This is a genomic window from Devosia sp. 1635 (genome assembly GCF_013185955.1).
In the GTDB taxonomy this organism is placed as follows: domain Bacteria; phylum Pseudomonadota; class Alphaproteobacteria; order Rhizobiales; family Devosiaceae; genus Devosia.
Map to the genome: position 1 here is coordinate 34,407 of NZ_JABAOM010000002.1, position 17,940 is coordinate 52,346.

Annotated in this window: 15 protein-coding genes; 9 read left to right on the top strand and 6 right to left on the bottom strand. The window is 62.2% G+C overall.

Features of this window, described 5'->3' with window-relative positions:
• Position 1 precedes the first annotated feature (1 nt).
• The 5 genes from HRU92_RS07085 to HRU92_RS07105 all read right to left on the bottom strand — a co-directional run bounded on the left by HRU92_RS07085 (position 2) and on the right by HRU92_RS07105 (position 5,825).
• The gene (locus HRU92_RS07085) at positions 2-1,408 is read right to left on the bottom strand and encodes a CehA/McbA family metallohydrolase (RefSeq protein WP_349236863.1); all 1,407 of its coding nucleotides are present in this window, start codon (positions 1,406-1,408) and stop codon (positions 2-4) included.
• Complete coding sequence (locus HRU92_RS07090) at positions 1,405-2,517, bottom strand: ABC transporter ATP-binding protein (RefSeq protein ID WP_172123487.1); 1,113 nt, start codon at positions 2,515-2,517, stop codon at positions 1,405-1,407. The genes HRU92_RS07085 and HRU92_RS07090 overlap by 4 nt, the downstream gene beginning before the upstream one ends.
• A 5-nt stretch (positions 2,518-2,522) precedes the next feature.
• Positions 2,523-3,353, bottom strand: coding sequence for a carbohydrate ABC transporter permease (locus HRU92_RS07095; protein ID WP_172123488.1), 831 nt, complete (start codon positions 3,351-3,353; stop codon positions 2,523-2,525).
• Positions 3,354-3,355: 2 nt separating this feature from the next.
• Entirely contained in the window at positions 3,356-4,297 is a 942-nt protein-coding gene (locus tag HRU92_RS07100) for a sugar ABC transporter permease (RefSeq protein WP_172123489.1), read from the bottom strand.
• A gap of 178 nt (positions 4,298-4,475) precedes the next feature.
• Entirely contained in the window at positions 4,476-5,825 is a 1,350-nt protein-coding gene (locus HRU92_RS07105) for an extracellular solute-binding protein (RefSeq protein WP_172123490.1), read from the bottom strand.
• A 314-nt stretch (positions 5,826-6,139) separates the two neighbouring features.
• Here HRU92_RS07105 and HRU92_RS07110 point away from each other — a divergent pair, with 314 nt between their 5' ends.
• From HRU92_RS07110 to HRU92_RS07150, 9 genes are all read left to right on the top strand, one after another.
• Positions 6,140-7,180, top strand: coding sequence for a LacI family DNA-binding transcriptional regulator (locus HRU92_RS07110; RefSeq protein WP_248307049.1), 1,041 nt, complete (start codon positions 6,140-6,142; stop codon positions 7,178-7,180).
• 5 nt (positions 7,181-7,185) lie between these two features.
• On the top strand, positions 7,186-9,108 hold the full coding sequence (locus HRU92_RS07115) for a DUF5054 domain-containing protein (protein WP_172123491.1): 1,923 nt from the start codon (positions 7,186-7,188) through the stop codon (positions 9,106-9,108).
• A gap of 102 nt (positions 9,109-9,210) precedes the next feature.
• Positions 9,211-10,221: a substrate-binding domain-containing protein gene (locus tag HRU92_RS07120; RefSeq protein ID WP_172123492.1), complete on the top strand. Its 1,011-nt coding sequence runs from the start codon at positions 9,211-9,213 to the stop codon at positions 10,219-10,221.
• A gap of 329 nt (positions 10,222-10,550) precedes the next feature.
• On the top strand, positions 10,551-11,702 hold the full coding sequence (locus tag HRU92_RS07125) for an extracellular solute-binding protein (protein WP_172123493.1): 1,152 nt from the start codon (positions 10,551-10,553) through the stop codon (positions 11,700-11,702).
• 26 nt (positions 11,703-11,728) lie between these two features.
• Positions 11,729-12,577, top strand: a complete 849-nt coding sequence (locus HRU92_RS07130) for an ABC transporter permease subunit (RefSeq protein ID WP_172125018.1) — start codon at positions 11,729-11,731, stop codon at positions 12,575-12,577.
• Between the two features lies 1 nt (position 12,578).
• Positions 12,579-13,397 (top strand): ABC transporter permease subunit, encoded by an 819-nt coding sequence (locus HRU92_RS07135; RefSeq protein WP_127753347.1) that lies wholly within the window; start codon positions 12,579-12,581, stop codon positions 13,395-13,397.
• Between the two features lie 9 nt (positions 13,398-13,406).
• Positions 13,407-14,441, top strand: a complete 1,035-nt coding sequence (locus HRU92_RS07140; protein WP_172123494.1) for an ABC transporter ATP-binding protein — start codon at positions 13,407-13,409, stop codon at positions 14,439-14,441.
• 1 nt (position 14,442) lies between these two features.
• The gene (locus HRU92_RS07145) at positions 14,443-15,279 is read left to right on the top strand and encodes a glycerophosphodiester phosphodiesterase family protein (protein ID WP_172123495.1); all 837 of its coding nucleotides are present in this window, start codon (positions 14,443-14,445) and stop codon (positions 15,277-15,279) included.
• Positions 15,276-16,091, top strand: coding sequence for an inositol monophosphatase family protein (locus tag HRU92_RS07150; protein ID WP_172123496.1), 816 nt, complete (start codon positions 15,276-15,278; stop codon positions 16,089-16,091). Before HRU92_RS07145 ends, HRU92_RS07150 begins: the two co-directional genes overlap by 4 nt.
• Before the next feature lie 94 nt (positions 16,092-16,185).
• On the opposite strand, the gene HRU92_RS07155 is transcribed toward HRU92_RS07150, so the two are convergent.
• Positions 16,186-17,772: a GMC family oxidoreductase gene (locus tag HRU92_RS07155; protein WP_173087969.1), complete on the bottom strand. Its 1,587-nt coding sequence runs from the start codon at positions 17,770-17,772 to the stop codon at positions 16,186-16,188.
• Positions 17,773-17,940 lie beyond the last annotated feature (168 nt).

Here is a 17,940-nt window from a genome sequence, read left to right on the forward strand (position 1 = left end):
TTCAAGACCTGAGATAGATGGGATTGCTGAGGGCACGACGAACGGGTTGATCGAGCAGATCCGCCCCCTTGAGCTGCCAGGGCAGTTCGCGGCCCTCGAGCGCGGCGGTGAACTGGTCAACAAGGGCCGCACGGCTCGCCCCGGCGATGATTTCCGCCCGAACGAATTTTTGTGGCGCAGACAGTGCGACAGTGGTGCGCCAGTCGTCGCTGGTGATCTCGGCGCGGGCGACAGGTCCGGCAGCATCGATCAGCACCAGTTCATCGCCTGCGGCGCCACTGACGCGGACGTCGATGCTTGCAAGACTGGCCGCGGTGCCGCCCATCGCGACTGGCCCGGCGCTGATCTCAAGATGCGGGCCGCTCGGGCTTTCAGTGACATAGCCGTGGCCCGACCTCATCGCGGCCAGAACAGCGTCTTCGCTGAGTTGGGGCAGCCAAAGCACCGTGGTCGGACGCGCCAGCACTAGGGGCCCCTCCGGCAGCAGGCGGTCCGGCTGGTGGAAGTCGGACCCGCCTATAGCCGACAGCTTGAGGCCGGAGGCGAGCCGCTGCTGGTAGCGCTCCAGTGCGATCCAGTTCCAGGCCAGCCAGGTCGATTGCCACACTTCCTGGCAATCGGCGGCGGGAAATTCGTAGTCCCAAGGAATGGTGGGCTTGTCGTGGTTGATCGACAACAGCCCGCCACGCCGGTGCACGAGGTCAGCCAGCACATGCGCGTCAGCTGGCGCGGTCATGCGGAAATCGATCCATTCATCCACGCCAAAAACATTGGCGTGCCCCACAGCGGTGGTCACCTCCATGGCGCGCACAAAGATGAGGTCGGGCGAGGACTGCGGGTGGAAATAGCGGCGCTGGCTGATCGTGTTGTGGTCGGCGACCGCCAGGAAATCGAGTCCTGCCTGCCGCGCGGCTGCATGGAGTAATTCCGGCCCGCCGCGAGCGTCGGAATGGAAGGTGTGGCAATGCAGATCCCCCTTGTACCATCCGGGCCCTTCCCGCACGGGCAAGGTTCGGGCGGGCTGCGGCGCGAGCTTACGGGGCGCGGCGTCGAGGTTGATCGTGACGCTGACCTGCGCACCTTCGGGCGGAACCTTGTAGAGCCCAAGGACGATGTTCCAGGTGCCGGGCTGGATCTCGCCGTGGATATAACCGGGCGTCGCATCATCGGTGGCGATGAAGAAGCTCTCACGCGCCCCGCCGCTCCAGCCGCGGAAGCCCTCTTGGGTGGGATAGCCGGTGTCGCGTGGATCAAAAGCCCCGAGATCGATCACGCAGTCCTCGGCCTTGGAGTAAACGAGGGTCACGTCGATGCGGGTTATTCCCTCGGGTACTTCAAAGGGAAGATAGAAATAGGGGTTCCGAGCCTGCTCGGCCGGGGTGACCCGGGCAGTGATGGTCTGGCTCACGCCCGATCCTCCCCCAGAGCGGGAATACGGTTCTGCGCGCCGTCGAACAGATGCACATGCTCGAGCGAGAAGCCGAGGGTGACCATTTCATCAAGGTCCAGGTGCTCGTCGGTGAAGATGCGGGCTGTGGCACGCACCCCTTGCCCGCGATCAACGGTGACGAGGCTTTCCGGACCCATATTCTCGTTGGCGAACAAGGGCGCCGTGATGGTGTTGGCGCTGCCAGCAGTTGCAATGCCGAGATGCTCAGGGCGAATGCCCAAGGTGAGCTTTGGCCCCTGCGCCAGCGCCTTGCCAATGGCGTCGCTCATCGGCAAGGCGGCGATGGTCAGACCATCGGCCGAGAGGCGCAGCATGCCGCCGCCGTTCATGCCCTCGACCTCGATCAGGTTCATCGGCGGATTGCCGACGAAATTGGCCACGAAAGTGGTGGCAGGCCGCCGGTAGATCTCGATCGGCGGGGCATATTGCACGATGCGCCCGGCGTCCATCACCGCGATACGGGTCGCCAGCGCCATGGCCTCGGCCTGGTCGTGGGTCACGTACACGGCGGTGATGCCCATGTCGCGCTGCAGGTGATTGAGAAAGCCGCGGGCTTCGAGGCGCAGCTTGGCGTCGAGGTTGGAAAGCGGCTCGTCGAACAGATAAACCTTGGCCGGATACACCAGCGCCCGCGCGAGCGACGTACGCTGCTGCTGGCCGCCCGAAATCTGGCTCGGCAGCCGGTCGAGCAGATGGCCGATCTTGAGCACATCGGCCACTTCCTTGGCGCGCCCGTGCCGGTTGGCAACGGACTGGCCGCGCACCTTGAGTGGATAGGCGATGTTGTCGGCCAAGTTCATATGCGGATAAAGCGCGTAGTCCTGGAACACCATGGCGATGTTGCGGTCCTTGGGGTGGAGGCCCGTCACCTCCTCGCCACCGATCAGGATCTGGCCGGAGCTCGGGGTTTCAAGTCCCGCAATCATGCGCAGCGAAGTTGTTTTGCCGCAGCCGGACGGCCCGAGCAGGCAAACGAACTCGCCATCCCCGATATCCAAGCTGACATCGTTCACGGCATTGAACTCGCCGAAGCGCTTGGTGATGTTCTTGAACTGGACTGATGCCATGTAACCTAAGCCTTGATGCCGCCAAAGAACCGGAAGCCGAACCTCCAGCTGACAAAGAGATAAAGCGCGATCACCGGCAGCGAGTAGATCAGTGAATAGGCCGCAAGCAGCGTCACGATGGGCATGCCGGCCTCCGAATAGAAGGAATAGATCGCGACGGACGCCGGCATGTTGCTGTCACTGCGCAGCAGAATGAAGGGGATCAGGAACGAGCCCCAGATATTGACGAAGCTCCACACGACGATGACGACGATCCCCGGCCGGATCACCGGCAGCGCTACATCAAAAAACGCTTGCACCGGGGAAGCACCTGCCACCATCGCACTTTCCTCATAGGATTTGGGGATGGAGTCGATGAAGTCGCGCAGGATGAACATCGCGGTCGGCAGCAAGCCACCGGCAAAGGTCAGGATCACGGCAAGATGCGTGTCCATGAGCCCGGCGGCCGAGATGATGAGGAAGATGGGCACCATTGCCGCCGACCCGGACACCACCGAGGAGAACAGCAGCAGGATATAAGTGACAGCGCCCTTGCCCGGGATGGATGAGCGGCTCAGGGCATAAGCGGCAAGCGTTGCCGCCGCACCCACCAGGATCACCCCGCCAATGGCCTGGATGAAACTGTTCCACAGCGCCTGCACCGCATAGGAATTGCCGAAGACCGTGAAGAAGTTGGATAGCGTCCAGGGGTCGGGCACCGCCAGCCCCAGTTCCGCGCGGGCGTTGAATGGGGCGAACAGGAACCACAGCAAGGGCAGTGCGAAGACGACGCCGATCAACGCGGCGAGTGCCGAGAAGGCGATGCGACCGACAAAGGCGGGAATGGTCAGGCCCATGCTCAGCGCACCTTTTTCTTGCGGCCAAGGCTGAGATAGATCAGCGCAAATGCCAGGTTGATCAGCATCATGATCACGCCCACCGCCGCGCCCTTGCCGAACTGGAAATCCTGGAACGCGACGCGATAGTTGTAGATGGACACCAGCTCCGTCCGATAACTCGGCCCGCCATTGGTGAGCAGAAAGGGCGTGAAGGTATTGAAGGTCCACATGGTGATGAGGATGAGATCGGTGACAATATGACCGCGGATCAGCGGCAGCCCGATATCCCGGAACTTCTGCCAGTTCGACGCGCCGGCCACGTCAGCCGCCTGGAAGTAGCTGGGCGGGATCGATGAAAAGGCCGAGCTGAACAGCATCATCGAGAAGGCCGCGCCGCGCCAAGTATTGAAGGCAACGATCACCCAGAACGGCTGCTGAAGGAGGAAGTCGCCCGGCGGCAGGCCAACGCCTTCAAGGATCATGTTCAGCGTGCCCTGGTCGCGATCGAGAAACGCGAACCAGGCAAAGCCGATGACAACCTCGGGCAGAATCCAAGCGGCAATGACAAAGGTTTCGGTGATGCGCTTGACCCAGGGTGGCACCGTCTGGATCAGCCAAGCCAAGAGCAGACCCAGCAGCGCCTGTCCCAGCAGCGCCGAGGCGAGCACGAACTGCGTCGTCAGGATCAGCGAGAAACCGAACTGCCCGCGCTGAAAGAAGGTCGCCGGATCAAACAGGGTGAGATAGTTGCCGAGACCAACAAACTCCGGGTTGAGCGCCGTGCGCCCCAGGAGCGTTCGGTTGGTGAATGAAACAAAGATCACCCAGAAGAAGGGCACGATCACGAACACCGACACCAGGATCCCCGCCGGCGTAAGGAACGCCGCTCCCGCCCAGTTCGACAAAAGGGCGAAATTGCGGGGCTTGCGCTTGCGCGGAGCTGCGGTGGTCTCGGTGGTCATGCTGGCCCCGCGTAGTCAGAAGTCAAACTAGAGTTCGGCCGCACTGGCCTTAGGATGAGAGGCTGGCACAAACGCTGCTGCGCTGACCGGCTGGTTCAAGGCTTTGCCCGGGCAAAGCACCTCATGGTGTGAGAGCAGGCGCGCCGGATTGCTCCGGCGCGCCCAGCGCCTGGGAGGGCTAGAGCAGACTGACGGTGTTTTCCTCGCCGACGATCGCAATGACCGCCGACCCGTACTGAGCCATTGCATCCTCGGGCGAGAGTTCGCCCGAAACCACCGCTTCGGTCATGCGCTGGATCTCAGCCGACACCGCATTGTAGTTGGGATCATTGGGCCGCGCGGTGGTGAGTCGCAGCAGCGCCTGGCTGGTTTCTGTCAGAAAGGGGTTGTTGGGAATCTCAACATCGGTACGCGCGGTGATCCGCGGCTGTATCGCCTGGAAGGCGGCTAGCTGCTCGGGCTCGTTCATGAACGACAGGAACGCCCACGCCTCGGCGGGTGCATCAGTTGCCGGGTTGATGACAAACCCGGTACCGCCTGAGATGGTGACAAAATCCTGCCCGCGAATGCCAGCGCCGGGCGCCTTGGCCGGGATCTTGGCCCACCCGAGGACGGCATCACGATCAGGCACTGCGAACTCGGAGCCCTCGGGGGTCACGGAGCGATAAAAATAATCGCCCTCAAACAACAACGCCGTTACACCGTCGCGGAAATTGGCAAAGGAGCGGTTCCGCCCATCGGCCAGGAGTTGGGCGCGCTGATCACCCAATTGCTCATCGACATAGATGGTCTTGTAAAGGTTGAGCGTATCGAGAATGCCCTGGCTGGCAACAATGAACTTGCCGCTCTCGTCGGTAACACCCTCGCCAGTGCCGAGCAGCGCCAGCCAATAGCCCTGCATCGTGGTGGCCTCGCCCATCGCCACGCCTGCATTGAGTTGGATCGGGAAGCTGTCAGGCTTGGCCTGCTTGATCGCCCGCGCAGCGGCCAGAATATCGTCCCAGGAGGTGGGCTGCCAGTTCTCTGCATCGATCCCCGCTTCGCTCAGGATATCCTTTCGCGTGTAAAGCATACGCACATCGGTCCCCAGCGGGATGCCGTAATAATCGCCCTGATATGCCATCAGCGCACGCGATCCCTCCGAAAGCGCCGCCCAGCCCGTCCAACTATCGACCGCTTCACCGGCGACCGCGTTCAATGGCTTGAGCAAGCCGCCTTCCACAAAGGAGGGGATCAGGAAGCCATCGAAGGCAGAGACATCGGGACCTGCGCCGGTCGAGAAATCCAGCGCCAGCTGCTGGGTGAGCTGCGCGTCCTCGCCGCCGAACTGATTGAGCCGGACATCGACGTCGGGATGCGCCGCTTCAAAAGCCGGGATAACGCTGTTTTCGATCCACTCGGCCGTGCCGCTGTTAACGCCACCAATCACGCAACGGCAGGTGACATCGAGATCAACGGCAAGAGCCGGAGTAACCATGGCTGCTGCCCCGGCCACACCAAGCGCAACTGCACGCCAACGATTGCTCATTGCAAAACCTCCCATGTGGTGGCTCCGAATTCTCCGGTAGCCCTATATTGGCCGGGGCGTCGGACAGTGCCTGTGCTCTACCAGCCCAACCAGAATGAACACGTTATCACAGAACGTCAATGCGGAGATTCGCAGCCCCGTTCGCGGCCCCATTGAGGCCCGGCAGCCCAGATGGCATGTATTGGTGACGTTCCAGTGACGATTACCGACGAAATGCCAGCTCCTGCTCAATGGGCCATTCTTGACAGACCGACGCGCTGCGCCCAGAGGTTTGTACACGCTTTCATCTTTTTGGCAGATGACGGGAGGCGCGTTTGAACGAATTAGGTGGGGCCCTTCGCGGCAGGGCGACTGCGGAAATGGTCGCAGCGCGCGCCAATGTTTCGCGGGTTGCCGTGTCCCGCGCCTTTAATCCCCATGCGTCGCTCAAGCCCGCCAAGCGCGAACTGATCCTGCGCATCGCCAAGGAGTTGGACTACACTCCCGACCGAGCTGCCCGTGCGCTGGTCAGCGGGCGCTCCCACCTAGTTGGCATCATCGTGCCCGACGTCTATGCCTATTGGGAAAGCCAGGAGATTGACGCGCTGACCACTGCACTGCAGCACGAGGGTTTTGCCACCCTCCTGTTCAAGACGCGCACCGACTACTCCATGGACGAGCAGCTGCTGGCCACGATGCGGGGCCACAACCCAGATTCCGTGATTGCCTTCGTCGAGAACGTCAAGCCGAGCACCTTGGCCCGGTTCATGGGCCGCGCGGTGCCCATTTATGTGCACTATCCCGCGCCCGGTGCCGCCGACCAGCCCAGCAGCGGCCCTATGCATGACCGGCTCAACGTGTTGCACTGGGATGGGATCGATCAGGCGGTTGCCCTGCTGCAGGGTTATGGTGCGCGGCGCCTCGCCTATCTTTCGGGAGCGCGCGGATCTCGCGCCAACGCGTCGCGGCAGCACACCCTCGAACAGGTGATGGCGCGACGCGGCCTGCCTCCACCAGTCGTGATCAAGGGGGACTACAGCTATGACACCGCCTACCAGGCCACGGTGAACTTCTTTCGCGTTCGCGACGGCGCGGATGCGATTTTCGCCGCCAACGATGTCGGCGCCTTCGGGGTTATCGATGCCCTGCGCCATGAACTCGGTTTGCGCGTGCCTCAAGACGTCAAGGTCGTAGGCTTTGACGACATCGCCCAGTCCCATTGGAAAAGCTACAACCTGACCACGGTCAAGTTCGACCTAGACGAGCGGGTCAGTGCCCTGGTGCGTCTCATTCTGCGCCGCCTCAACGAGCCCGAAGCTGCGGGGCTTCATGAAACCCTCAACACCAGGCTCATCGTGCGCGGTACGGTTGGTTGAGCTCCATGGCCAAACATATCCACCTGATCTTCAAGACCCATCTGGATATCGGCTTCACCGACCAGGCCGCGCGAGTTCGCGAGCAATATCATGACCAGTTTATTCCCCAGGCGATCCGGACGGGGGAGCACTTTTTTGCCGAAAATCCCGTCCATCCCGCATTTATTTGGACCACGGGCGCCTGGCTGATCTGGGATCACCTCCATTCCCAGGACGCCGAGCGTGTCAAGCGTCTGGAGCGTGCGATCGGGCGCGGGCTGATCACCTGGCACGCCCTGCCTTTCACCACCCATACCGAGCTCATGTCGCCAGCCTTGTTCCAAGCCGGGCTATCCTATTCCGAGGAACTCGACCGCCGCTTCGGCCGCACCACCACCGCGGCCAAGATGACCGATGTACCGGGACATACGCTGGGCATGGTCCCGCTGCTCGCCGCCGCCGGGGTGCGCTTCCTGCATCTCGGGGTTAATACCGCGAGCCCGGTTCCCGACGTGCCGCCGATTTTCCGCTGGCGCGCCCCGGGCGGCGCGGAAATCGTCGTGATGTATCAAGGCTCCTATGGCGCCACCGACTTTCCCGCCGGCCACCATATTGGGCTCAGCTTTGCCCACACCGCCGACAATATCGGGCCCCAAAGCGTGCCGCAGACGGTAGAAGCGCTCCGCCATATCCAGCACGCCAATCCAGGTGCAACCATTGCCGCCTCGACCCTGGATGCCTTTGGCGAGTTGATGTGGGACCGGCGAGACAGCTTTCCCGTAGTGACCGAGGAGATCGGCGATAGCTGGATCCATGGCACGGCGAGCGACCCGCATAAGCTGGCGCGTTTTCGCGCTCTGCAGCGGCTTCATGACGGCTGGATTGGCGAACCGACGACCGAGCGCCGCGCCTTTGGCCGCGGCCTCGCCATGGTGGCGGAACATACCTGGGGCGTCGACATCAAGACCTATCTGCGCGACGAAACGGCCTGGGATCGGGTCGACTTCGAGCGCGCACGCGCAACTGACTACCGCTTCAGTTATACCGAGCAATCCTGGGCCGAGCAGCGCGCTTATCTCGATGCCGCACTGGCAGAGCTCCAGCCCATCGATTGGGAGATCGCCGAAGCGGCACTTGCAGAAACTTCGCCGGGCACTGCGCCGGTGCCAGATGCAACTGGCAACCGGATCAGCGATGCCGGCTGGGTCGCGGATCTAGATCCAGTCACCGGCGGAATTCGAGCGCTGCTATCGCCCGCTGGCTCGCGCATTGAGGGGCAAAACGGGCTCCTGCTCGGCTATAGCCACGAAAGCTATGACTGGGCGGCGTTGCAGGAGCACCTCGACAGCTATCTTCAGCATCGCGAAATCTGGGCCATTCTCGACCACGACAAGCCCGGCCTGCAAACCGCCAGGACTGCGCGCACCGCCAGCTTCGTCCCAAGCCTGGTTGGGGTAGCGGGCGTCAGCACGGCCATGGCCACTCTGCCCCCCCAAGCTCATGCCGAACTCGGCGCGCCGGCTCAGTGCGAAATTGCGCTACATGGTCTCGGCGAGCGGCAGGTTGAGATCCGCCTCATCTTGCGCAACAAGCCGGCCAACCGCATGCCCGAAGCTGGCTTCCTCCAGTTCAGCCCTGCAGGCCTCAGCAACTGGTACCTGTGCAAGCTGGGACTCTGGCACGACTCGAAGGCCATCGTCCGCAAGGGCGGCGGTCAGCTTCAAGCAGTGGAGGCGGTTCGGGCCAAGGGTGCAATTGGCGAGCTTACGCTTGACCTGCTCGACGCCGCCCTCGTCGCCCCGGCCGGCTCGCCCTTCCTGCCGTTCCAGCCTGATGTGCCAGATTTTTCTGCCGGACTGCGGGTCAATCTCTATAACAACAAATGGGGCACCAATTTCCCCATGTGGTGGGAAGGCGATGCGCTCTTCCGCTTCGTGCTGACGCTCTGAGCGGCTTGCCCGCCGATCCCAGCACTGCCGAACACCCTCCCATCTTGACGTCGATTGTGTTCTCCCGGCTAATCGCGCCGCCCGAGCAGGATGGCGCACACCATGAGCGACAGACCCAGAACCTTCGTCACAGCCCAGATGGTGGCGGAGCGCGCCGGCGTCTCCCGTTCGGCGGTGTCGCGCACCTTCACGGACGGCGCCAGCGTATCGGAAGCCACCCGCCGCAAGGTGCTCGATGCAGCGAGCGCCCTTGGCTACCACGTCAACCACCTTGCCCGCGGCCTGCGCGAAAACAGCAATATCGTCTGCTTGGTCGTCGCCAATCTCACCACCCCTATCCGCGCCCGCCTCGTCGATGTGCTGACGCGCAGGCTGCAGGCGGTGGGCAAGATCATCATGATCATCAACACCGAAACCGATCAGGAAAGCGCGGCGCAAGCCTTGCGCCAAACGCTCAACTATCGCGCCGATGCTACGGTGGTGCTATCCGGCACGCCCCCCGCGAGCCTGATCGAGACTGGCCTTGCCAACGGCCAGCAGGTGATTCTGATCAACCGCGACGAGCGGCTGGTTGGTAGCTCCAATCTGGGCGTCGACAACGCCATGGCGGGCGCCGAGGCGCAGTACCTGCTACAGCGCGCGGGCTGCCTGCGCCTTGCGGTTGTCACCTCCAACACCCGCACGGCGAGTCTGGTGGAACGGCAGCGTGCATTTGTTGCGGCCGCGACAGCTGCCGGCATGGCCGTAGCCGCCACCGAGGTCGGCCCTTCCAGCTATGCCGAAGGACAGCTGGCAGCCCGGCGGCTGTTTGGCCGCTCCCAGGCTCCGGACGGCGTCTTTTGTGTCACCGACCTCTTTGCGCTAGGGTTTATGGACGCTGCGCGCCAGGAATTTGCCTTGCGCATTCCGCAAGACCTGTGTGTCATCGGTTTCGACGATATCGAGCAAGCCGGTTGGGCATCCTACAACCTGACCACCTTCTCCCAGCCGCTAGAGCTGATCGCCGATGAAGTCGTGGCACTGCTGCAGCAGCCCGACAATGCGGACTCGACGCGAAGGGTGATCGAGCCGATGCCGATCTGGCGCCGCTCGGTTCGTCCGGGCGCGCCCTAGCCGCATCCTTGCACACGTGCGCAACGCGCATGTTTGTCATTAAAGCGTTATGCAACCGCGCTAGACACACCGACGAAAAATGTTCGCTGCTGCACTTGTGTGCAGTCGTATTTCGGTGTTGTCTTGGCCCCAGCATATGTCTCGCCGGCCGGCAAAACCCAGCACCAGATTGGGTCGGCCTCGTCGATGCGCATGCGCGGGAGGAGCCCATGGGGCGAACGAGTCGGCGCCGATCCGGTTCGTTGTTTGGCCAAGAGCCGCCATCCGCCTCCGCGATCGGCACGGAAAGCGCGGCGATCCGCCCCGGATCGCCTCATGGGAGAAGCACAATGAAACGCCGCACCTTTATGATCTCAGCTGCCGGCGCCGCAGCCGGAATGGCCGTCCTACCCCGCATGTCCTTCGCCGCCGAAGGCACCATCGACTGGTACACGAGCTCGGATCAGAACATTCTCGACTTCTGGACCAATGTAGTGAAGCCCGCTTTCGAAGCGGCCAATCCGGGCACCACGCTCAACCTGGTGGACGGCGGGGACAATGCGGGCCTCCAATCCATCGCCGAGCGCGGCCTCGCTGCCATGAGTTCGAACGCCGACCCCCAGGCAGATTTCTTCGAAGGCTTCGACTCGCGGCAACCGGTCGGCGCCCTGGAACAAGGTCTGTGGGTCGACTTCGAGCAGGCGGGGCTGTCCAACTACTCCAAGCTTAATCCGCTCGGCATCGACATCCCCACCAATTTGCCCTACCGCGGCTCGCAGGTGCTGCTGGCATACGACACCACCAAGCTTGATCCCGCCAATGCGCCCAAGACCTGGCCGGACCTGATGGCTTGGATCAAAGCCAATCCAGGCCAGTTCATCTATAATCGCCCCAACAAGGGCGGTTCGGGTCTCAATTTCGTGCGACGGGCTGTGCTCGAAGCCAATGGCCAGGATCTCAGCAAGTTTACGGTCGATAATGCCACGCCCGAAAACACCGCGGCTATGCTGCCCGGGGCATGGGAAATCCTAAAGGATATTGCCCCGTCGCTGTTCGACCAGGGTGCGTATACATCCGGCAATACCCAATCGCTGCAGTTGCTCGGGCAGGCTGCCGTAACCATGATCCCGGCGTGGTCCGATCAGGTGCTCAAGGCCATCGAACAGGGGGTGCTCCCAGAAACCACGGGCCTGGTGCAGTTGCAGGATCTTGGACTGCCCGGCGGCTTCTCGCGCATCACCATTCTCTCAAATGGCGTCAACAAGGATGCGGCGATCAAGCTGGCTGATTTCGTTCTGAGCGAAGAGATCCAGTCGGCAGTTCTGACCGAACTCGGCGGCTTTCCCGGCGTATCTTGGGACTATGTGGCGTCTGATCTGCGCGAGCGCTTCGCCGACATCATCCCCAGCTCCATCCCGGTTTTCCCCAGCGGCCCCTGGGAAGTTGCTATCAATGATGGTTGGTATCGCACGGTGGCGCCAAACGTGGACCCCGCCTCGTGACCGCAATCGACGCGGGCCGACCGGTTATGCCCGCTTCGCCAGAACGCAGGAGGCCGGTCGGCCTCCTGCTCGTCGCCGTGCCGGTGCTGCTGGTTCTCTGGCTCGTGATCTGGCCCATCATCTCGGCCGTGATCACCACCATATGGTTGAGGACACCCGAGGGGACCCAGTTCTCGCTCGAGACCTACCGCTTCTTTTTTTCAGACGGCTACAGCCTATCAAACCTCTCGGTCACACTGTGGACCACTGGCGTCTGCGCCATTTTGCTGCTCGTCATCTGCCTGCCGATCGCGCTCTACTTGCGCTTCTCCGACAGCAAGGTTGCGGCCTATGTGCAGGGCCTCGCCATCTTTCCCATGTTCGTGCCCTCGATCATCCTGAGCTTCGCCCTGATCCGCGTTCTTGGCCCCAATGGCACCGTAGACTTGCTGCTCAATGCAATTAGCCTGCCCAAGATCCGCTCCCCCTATCTAACGCCATGGGGACCCGTGATCGGCCTCGTCTGGGACAATATCCCGCTGACCGTTCTGATCCTGCTTTCAGGTCTCGGTAATGTGTCCAACCAATCGATCGAGGCCGCAAGAGACGTCGGCGCCGGCCGCTTCACGCTTCTCTGGCATATCATTCTGCCGCGTATCACCAATTCCATCCTGGTCGCCATCTCCTTTGCCGTGCTGGGCATCTTCTCGGCCTTCACCCTGCCCTACATCCTGGGCCCAGCGGCGCCCGAAATGATGGGCCCCTTCATGCAGCGCACCTTCCGCGACCTTTATGATCCAACCAGTGCCATCACCCAGGCCGTCGTGACCTTCGGGTTCTGCATCGTGTTCGGTCTTTTCTATGTGCGCTCGGTCGCCAAGAACAGGACGCCCTAGCATGGCCACTCTTGTGCATCGCCGCGTCGACTGGACCGGCATCATCCTGGCCGTTGTTTTAACGCTAGCTATCGTGTTCCCGCTGCTCGTGGTGGGCACCTGGGCCTTCACCAATGTGTGGCGCTATCCTTCGGTGATCCCGCAGGAGTTCGGTCTCCGCTTCTGGGGGCAGACCTTGGGCCGCGCCGATGTCTGGACCTCCATCACGATGAGCCTGACCCTGGCGACCACGGTCACGCTGATCTCGGCTGCCATCTGCCTGCCGGCCGCCTTTGCCTTCGCCCGGTTGGAGTTTCCCGGCCGGGACCTCCTGTTCTTCTCGTTTCTCGCCGGCCACGCCTTCCCCAAATTTGGCCTCCTCGTCGCCATTGCCGGCATTTTCCTGCAACTCAATCTTATCGGCACCTTTTGGGGCGTGGTGCTGATCCAACTCGTGGGCACCTTGTTGTTCATGATTTGGATTCCGGTGGCGGCATTCCAATCCGTGGACCGGCGCATGGAAGAAGCGGCGCGCGATGTCGGTGCCGGGCCGTTCCGGGTGTTCTGGTCCATCACCCTGCCCCAGGCTGGCCCCACCATCGCAGCGGCAATCCTCCTCAGCTTTGTCGGCACCTTTTATGAAACCGAAGGCGCCTGGCTGATTGGCGCGCCGCAGGTGCGCACCCTGCCGGTGCTGATGATCTCCTTCATCAACAATCAGCCGGTGATCCAGTTTGGCGCGGTGCTGTCCGTGCTGCTTTGGGTGCCAAGTTTCATTGCCCTGCTGTTTGCCCGCCGGGTTGTCAATTCCGGTTCGTTCGCCCGCGGCTTCGGCGGCTAGGAAAAACTGATGTCCGTTCTCAAGATCAAAGACGTATCCAAAATTTTTGGCGGCGCCGTCAGCGCCGTGAACAGCTTCTCGCTTGATGTGGCCGATGGCGAACTTGTGTGCCTGCTCGGCCCCTCCGGCTCTGGCAAATCCACCCTGCTGCGCATGGTGGGCGGGTTCGAGCGCCCCACCAGCGGCCACATGACCATTGATGGCGAAGACATCACCCATGTGCCCGCCGAAAAACGCCCTACCGGCATGGTGTTCCAGAGCCACGCGCTTTGGACCCATATGAACGTGTTCAAGAACCTCGCCTTCGGGCTAAAACTGCGCAAAGTGGCTCCGGATGAGATCAAGCGGCGCGTCGAGGCCGTGCTCGATCTCGTGGGCCTCTCCGGCTACGGCACCCGCCATGTCGCCAAGCTTTCGGGCGGGCAGCAGCAACGCGTTGCGCTCGCCCGCTCGCTGGTGCTTGAACCCAAGATCCTACTGCTGGACGAGCCATTTGCCAGCCTCGACCAGCACTTGCGCGAACGCCTTCGCGAGGAGGTGCGCGACATCCAGCAGCGCCTCAAGATTACGACGCTGTTCGTCACCCACGGCCAGGACGAGGCGCTGTCCATGGCCGACCGCATCGTCGTAATGCGCGATGGTCGCACCGAACAGATCGACCGGCCAGACGTGGTGTATCGTGATCCGCAGACGCCCTTCGTCGCTGGTTTCATCGGAACCATGAATCTGGTGGAAGGCGAGGTGCGCAACGGCAGTTTCAGCCATGCGGGTCTCACAGTGCCGCTGCCTATCTCTGACGGTGCGGCAATCCTCGCCGTACGGCCTGAAGCACTCGACTTGGAAGCTTCGGAGGATGCTCCAGCCAAGGTGCACCGCGTCACTGATTTTGGCACCCACGGCCTAGTGGACCTTGCGCTGCCTGACGGCACTCGCCTCAAAGCGATGGTGTCCCACCCCGACCTGTTCAAGACCGGGCAAGGCGCTCATCTCCGGCCGCGGGCCATAATGGCCTATCGCGACGATGGGCAGGTCTTTCGGAGCTGAAATGACTGATCCACTCTTTATCGAGCGGAACGGCCACCGCACTTGGCTAAAATGGCATAGGGCACGCCGCCGGGTTTCCGACCCGGTGTTTACCGGCCCCCGCATTCTCGAAGCCATGCGGCTGGGCGCCAGCGTGGAGGTTGACCTAGTCGTTCACGCCGACCACGGCTTTGCCATCCTCCACAACCCAACTCTCGAAGCGGAAACAACTGGCGCCGGACGGGTGCGCGAAACCGGTACCGCGATGTTGCGCGGTCTGCACTTGCGGGACAATCAGGGCACACCATTACCTGACCGGGTGATGCTGCTGGAGGACCTCTGCCAGCTGTTGCAGCGCAATCCTCCCCATCCTGACGCTTTGCTGCAGCTGGACTTCAAGGAAGATCTTGCGGCACTGGATCGGCGGACAGTCGCAAACTTTGCTGCAGGCGTTGCGCCGGTAGCTGGTTCATTGATCCTTTCGGGGGGCGACGCGGCGGCGATCGAAGTCCTCGCCCAAGCGGCGCCGGGTCTCCGCACCGGCCACGACCCCTGCTACGGGGAGTCGCTGGCACGACTGCGTGCTACCGGCGACTACTGCAGCTTCATTGCCGACGCGTTCGCGGCCGCTCCGAAAGCCGAGATGATCTACCTGGCCTATGAAATCGTCTTGTCCGCGCGAGCCGCGGGCTTTGACATCATCGCGCCCATCCACGCCGCGGGGCGCCGGATTGATGCCTGGACCATTCGCCAGATCACCCCCGAAACCCTCGCCCAGGTTGACACGCTCCTTGAGCTCAAGGTTGACCAGATCACAACCGACGACCCGGAGGAGCTGCTCGCGGCTCTCGCAAGATGATAACCGATTACAGCAAAATACTCGACGAAATGGTTGCTACGGCGCGCGAGGCGGGAGCCTTGACCCTGGAGCACTTCAAGAATTTTCGCGACCTTGAGGTCGGCATCAAGGGTCCGGGTGACTTCGTTTCCGATGCGGATCGAGAGTCCGAGCAACTGATCCGCAAGCGCCTTTTTACCATCAATCCCGATTGGAGCCTGACGGGAGAAGAGTTTGCCCCGGTCGAAGGCGCGGACCGGGAGCACCGCTGGCTGGTTGACCCCATCGATGGCACCACCAACTTCATTTTCGGCCAGCACTACACCATCACCATCGCCTTGCGGCGGGGCAACGAGACCGTCTGTGGCCTCGTCTATAATCCGGTCTCGGACGAGATGTTCACGGCCACCAAGGGGGGCGGCGCCTGGCTCAATGGCGAACGCCTCTATGTCAGCCGCTCCACTGACATCGGCCTTATGTGCGTCGGCACTGGCCTGCCCACCCCAGGGCTGCAGCTTTACCCTGGGGCCTACGAGCGGCTCGATGCCATCCGCGCCGAGATCGGCGCCGTACGCGTTGTCGGCAGCGCGGCCAATTCCTGCGCCTATGTGGCGTGCGGGCGCCTCACCGGTTATTTCGAGGAAACCGGTTTTGTCGATACGGCGGCGGGTATTCTACTTGTAGAGGAAGCGGGTGGTGTCGTCACCGACTGGTGGGGTCGCGGCCCCGACATATTCGAGCGCACCGGCGCGCTTATCGTTGCGAACGCTGCAACCCACGCCCACCTGCTCCAGCACCTCAGCGCCGTGCCAACAAAGGATCCAGTTGTGTGAGGATCGGGTAGCCTCCGCAGCAAGTTCTCACGCGGTACTGCTGATCCGTTAGACAAGCCGAACCACCCGGGCCTGCCTCGTCTCTCGTCCACATCTAAGCGCCGATCAACAGGTAGGAATCGGCAAGCCATAGCGCCAACTGCATGATCGTGAAGGTCGGATTGGCGCTGCCTGCGGTTGGAAACACCGAGGCGCTGGCGACCGCAACATTGGGCACGTGGTGGCAGCGAAGATCGGGGCCAACCACCGAGGACGCTGGGTTGGTTCCCATGCGCGTCGAGCCAGACGGGTGGGCGCAGGCTTCGACCGTTTCGATGATCTGGCCATCCGGGCTGTTGACGCCAGGAGCCCAGATCAATGGGCAGAGATTATCCAGACCCGCTCGGGACCAATAGGTCCTGAGCCTGCGCGCGGCCGAGCGGAAGGTCCGCTCGTCTCTAGGTAGCACCTTCCAGTGCAGCAAAGCTTTGCGCACCCCCATCTGGTCGGTTTTCTCCGATAGGGAGATGCGGTTCCCGGGGTCGGGCAGTTGCTCGACCAGCGCCATGAGGCGCAAATCCACGGCGGGCGGCACATAAAGCTGCTTGTGCCAGAAGCGCCAGAACCCGCTTTTGGCGATCAGGCCGACATCCCGAACTGCCGTGCCGATCTGGCGTGGTTCCACTTCCTGTCGTTGCACGCCCTTGGCGATACTCTTGATCGCCGCCATACCGCTATTGCCCATATCCATGGCGACATAGATGAACCCGCTTGAAACCTGGTCTTCGCGCTGGGCGCTGCCGGATAGCTCAAGATGCAAGTCGCGGCGGATACCCCGAACGAAGCGGCAACTCAGCAGATGATTGGTAAGGTCGGCACGGGTACGATCCACCAACGCAACTTCCGCTTTCAAATGATCCTGGAAGTAGCGCCCCAAGGCCTCAGTTCGCTCGAAGGCGCGATTGCCGCTGGCCGCGTCAAGCAGCAGCAGCAGTCGTGTGGACTCGATGGTCCCGGCTGCAAGGGCGAATTCCTCGGCGCGCACGGTAAGCTCGTGCCCGTAAAGGCTCTTGGCGGTGATGGCGCGCAGCTTTCCAGCTTCGGTGTCCAGATCGAAGCCCCACACCGTCGCGTTTAGCCAGACCGTAATGTTGGGATTGGATCGGATCTCCCGTCCCAGGATCGAGATGATGTTGCAGCGCTTGAACGTGGGGCATTTCGCCCAACGGGTCATGAAATCCTCACCGGTATCGATGAGCAGGCCCGCCGAACCCGGCGCTCTCGTATCAAGCTCATCAAAAGAATCGTGGCCGACACCAAACAACGCTTCCAGCTCTTGCTGGTAGCGTCTCAGGATGTGCGGGGCCACCGGCCACTCGGGCTGGTCGACATGTTCGCGAGCGCCCTGATCGAACCCCGCAATGGGGATCATCCGCCCGCCCCAGCGTGACGACGAGCCTCCAAGGCCGCGATAGCGGCCCGTCATGGCACGGCCATACCCCCCACCCGCGTCATCAATGTCGTTGAGCTCGTGGATAGCGGGATCAAACGCCACGGTGCCGCTTTCAACGACAATGACTTTCCTGTTGTGCCGGGCAAGTCGTGTGGCCAGCAGCAATCCCGCAATGCCGGCTCCGACCACGCAAAACGGTGCGCTATGGCTTTGGCCACTGAGCTCCCTTGCGAGGTCCCGAATTGGCATGACCTTGATCCTCCTGCCCAGTATTGCATTTGACCCAAATCCTATCGGTGGCTCGCGCTTCTGTGATCTGAACACATCGGGGCGTCAGGCCAGCCTTCTTAGTTAGCCAGGCCCGCGATGGGATTATTGCTGCACAAATCTGGTCGGACCACAGTGAGTGCCTAGGGG

Coding starts and splice junctions, on each gene's coding strand:
- HRU92_RS07090 (WP_172123487.1), bottom strand. CDS start 2,517: ATGGCATCAGTCCAGTTCAAGAACATCACCAAGCGCTTCGGCGAGTTC.
- HRU92_RS07095 (WP_172123488.1), bottom strand. CDS start 3,353: ATGGGCCTGACCATTCCCGCCTTTGTCGGTCGCATCGCCTTCTCGGCA.
- HRU92_RS07100 (WP_172123489.1), bottom strand. CDS start 4,297: ATGACCACCGAGACCACCGCAGCTCCGCGCAAGCGCAAGCCCCGCAAT.
- HRU92_RS07105 (WP_172123490.1), bottom strand. CDS start 5,825: ATGAGCAATCGTTGGCGTGCAGTTGCGCTTGGTGTGGCCGGGGCAGCA.
- HRU92_RS07115 (WP_172123491.1), top strand. CDS start 7,186: ATGGCCAAACATATCCACCTGATCTTCAAGACCCATCTGGATATCGGC.
- HRU92_RS07120 (WP_172123492.1), top strand. CDS start 9,211: ATGAGCGACAGACCCAGAACCTTCGTCACAGCCCAGATGGTGGCGGAG.
- HRU92_RS07125 (WP_172123493.1), top strand. CDS start 10,551: ATGAAACGCCGCACCTTTATGATCTCAGCTGCCGGCGCCGCAGCCGGA.
- HRU92_RS07130 (WP_172125018.1), top strand. CDS start 11,729: ATGCCCGCTTCGCCAGAACGCAGGAGGCCGGTCGGCCTCCTGCTCGTC.
- HRU92_RS07135 (WP_127753347.1), top strand. CDS start 12,579: ATGGCCACTCTTGTGCATCGCCGCGTCGACTGGACCGGCATCATCCTG.
- HRU92_RS07140 (WP_172123494.1), top strand. CDS start 13,407: ATGTCCGTTCTCAAGATCAAAGACGTATCCAAAATTTTTGGCGGCGCC.
- HRU92_RS07145 (WP_172123495.1), top strand. CDS start 14,443: ATGACTGATCCACTCTTTATCGAGCGGAACGGCCACCGCACTTGGCTA.
- HRU92_RS07150 (WP_172123496.1), top strand. CDS start 15,276: ATGATAACCGATTACAGCAAAATACTCGACGAAATGGTTGCTACGGCG.
- HRU92_RS07155 (WP_173087969.1), bottom strand. CDS start 17,772: ATGCCAATTCGGGACCTCGCAAGGGAGCTCAGTGGCCAAAGCCATAGC.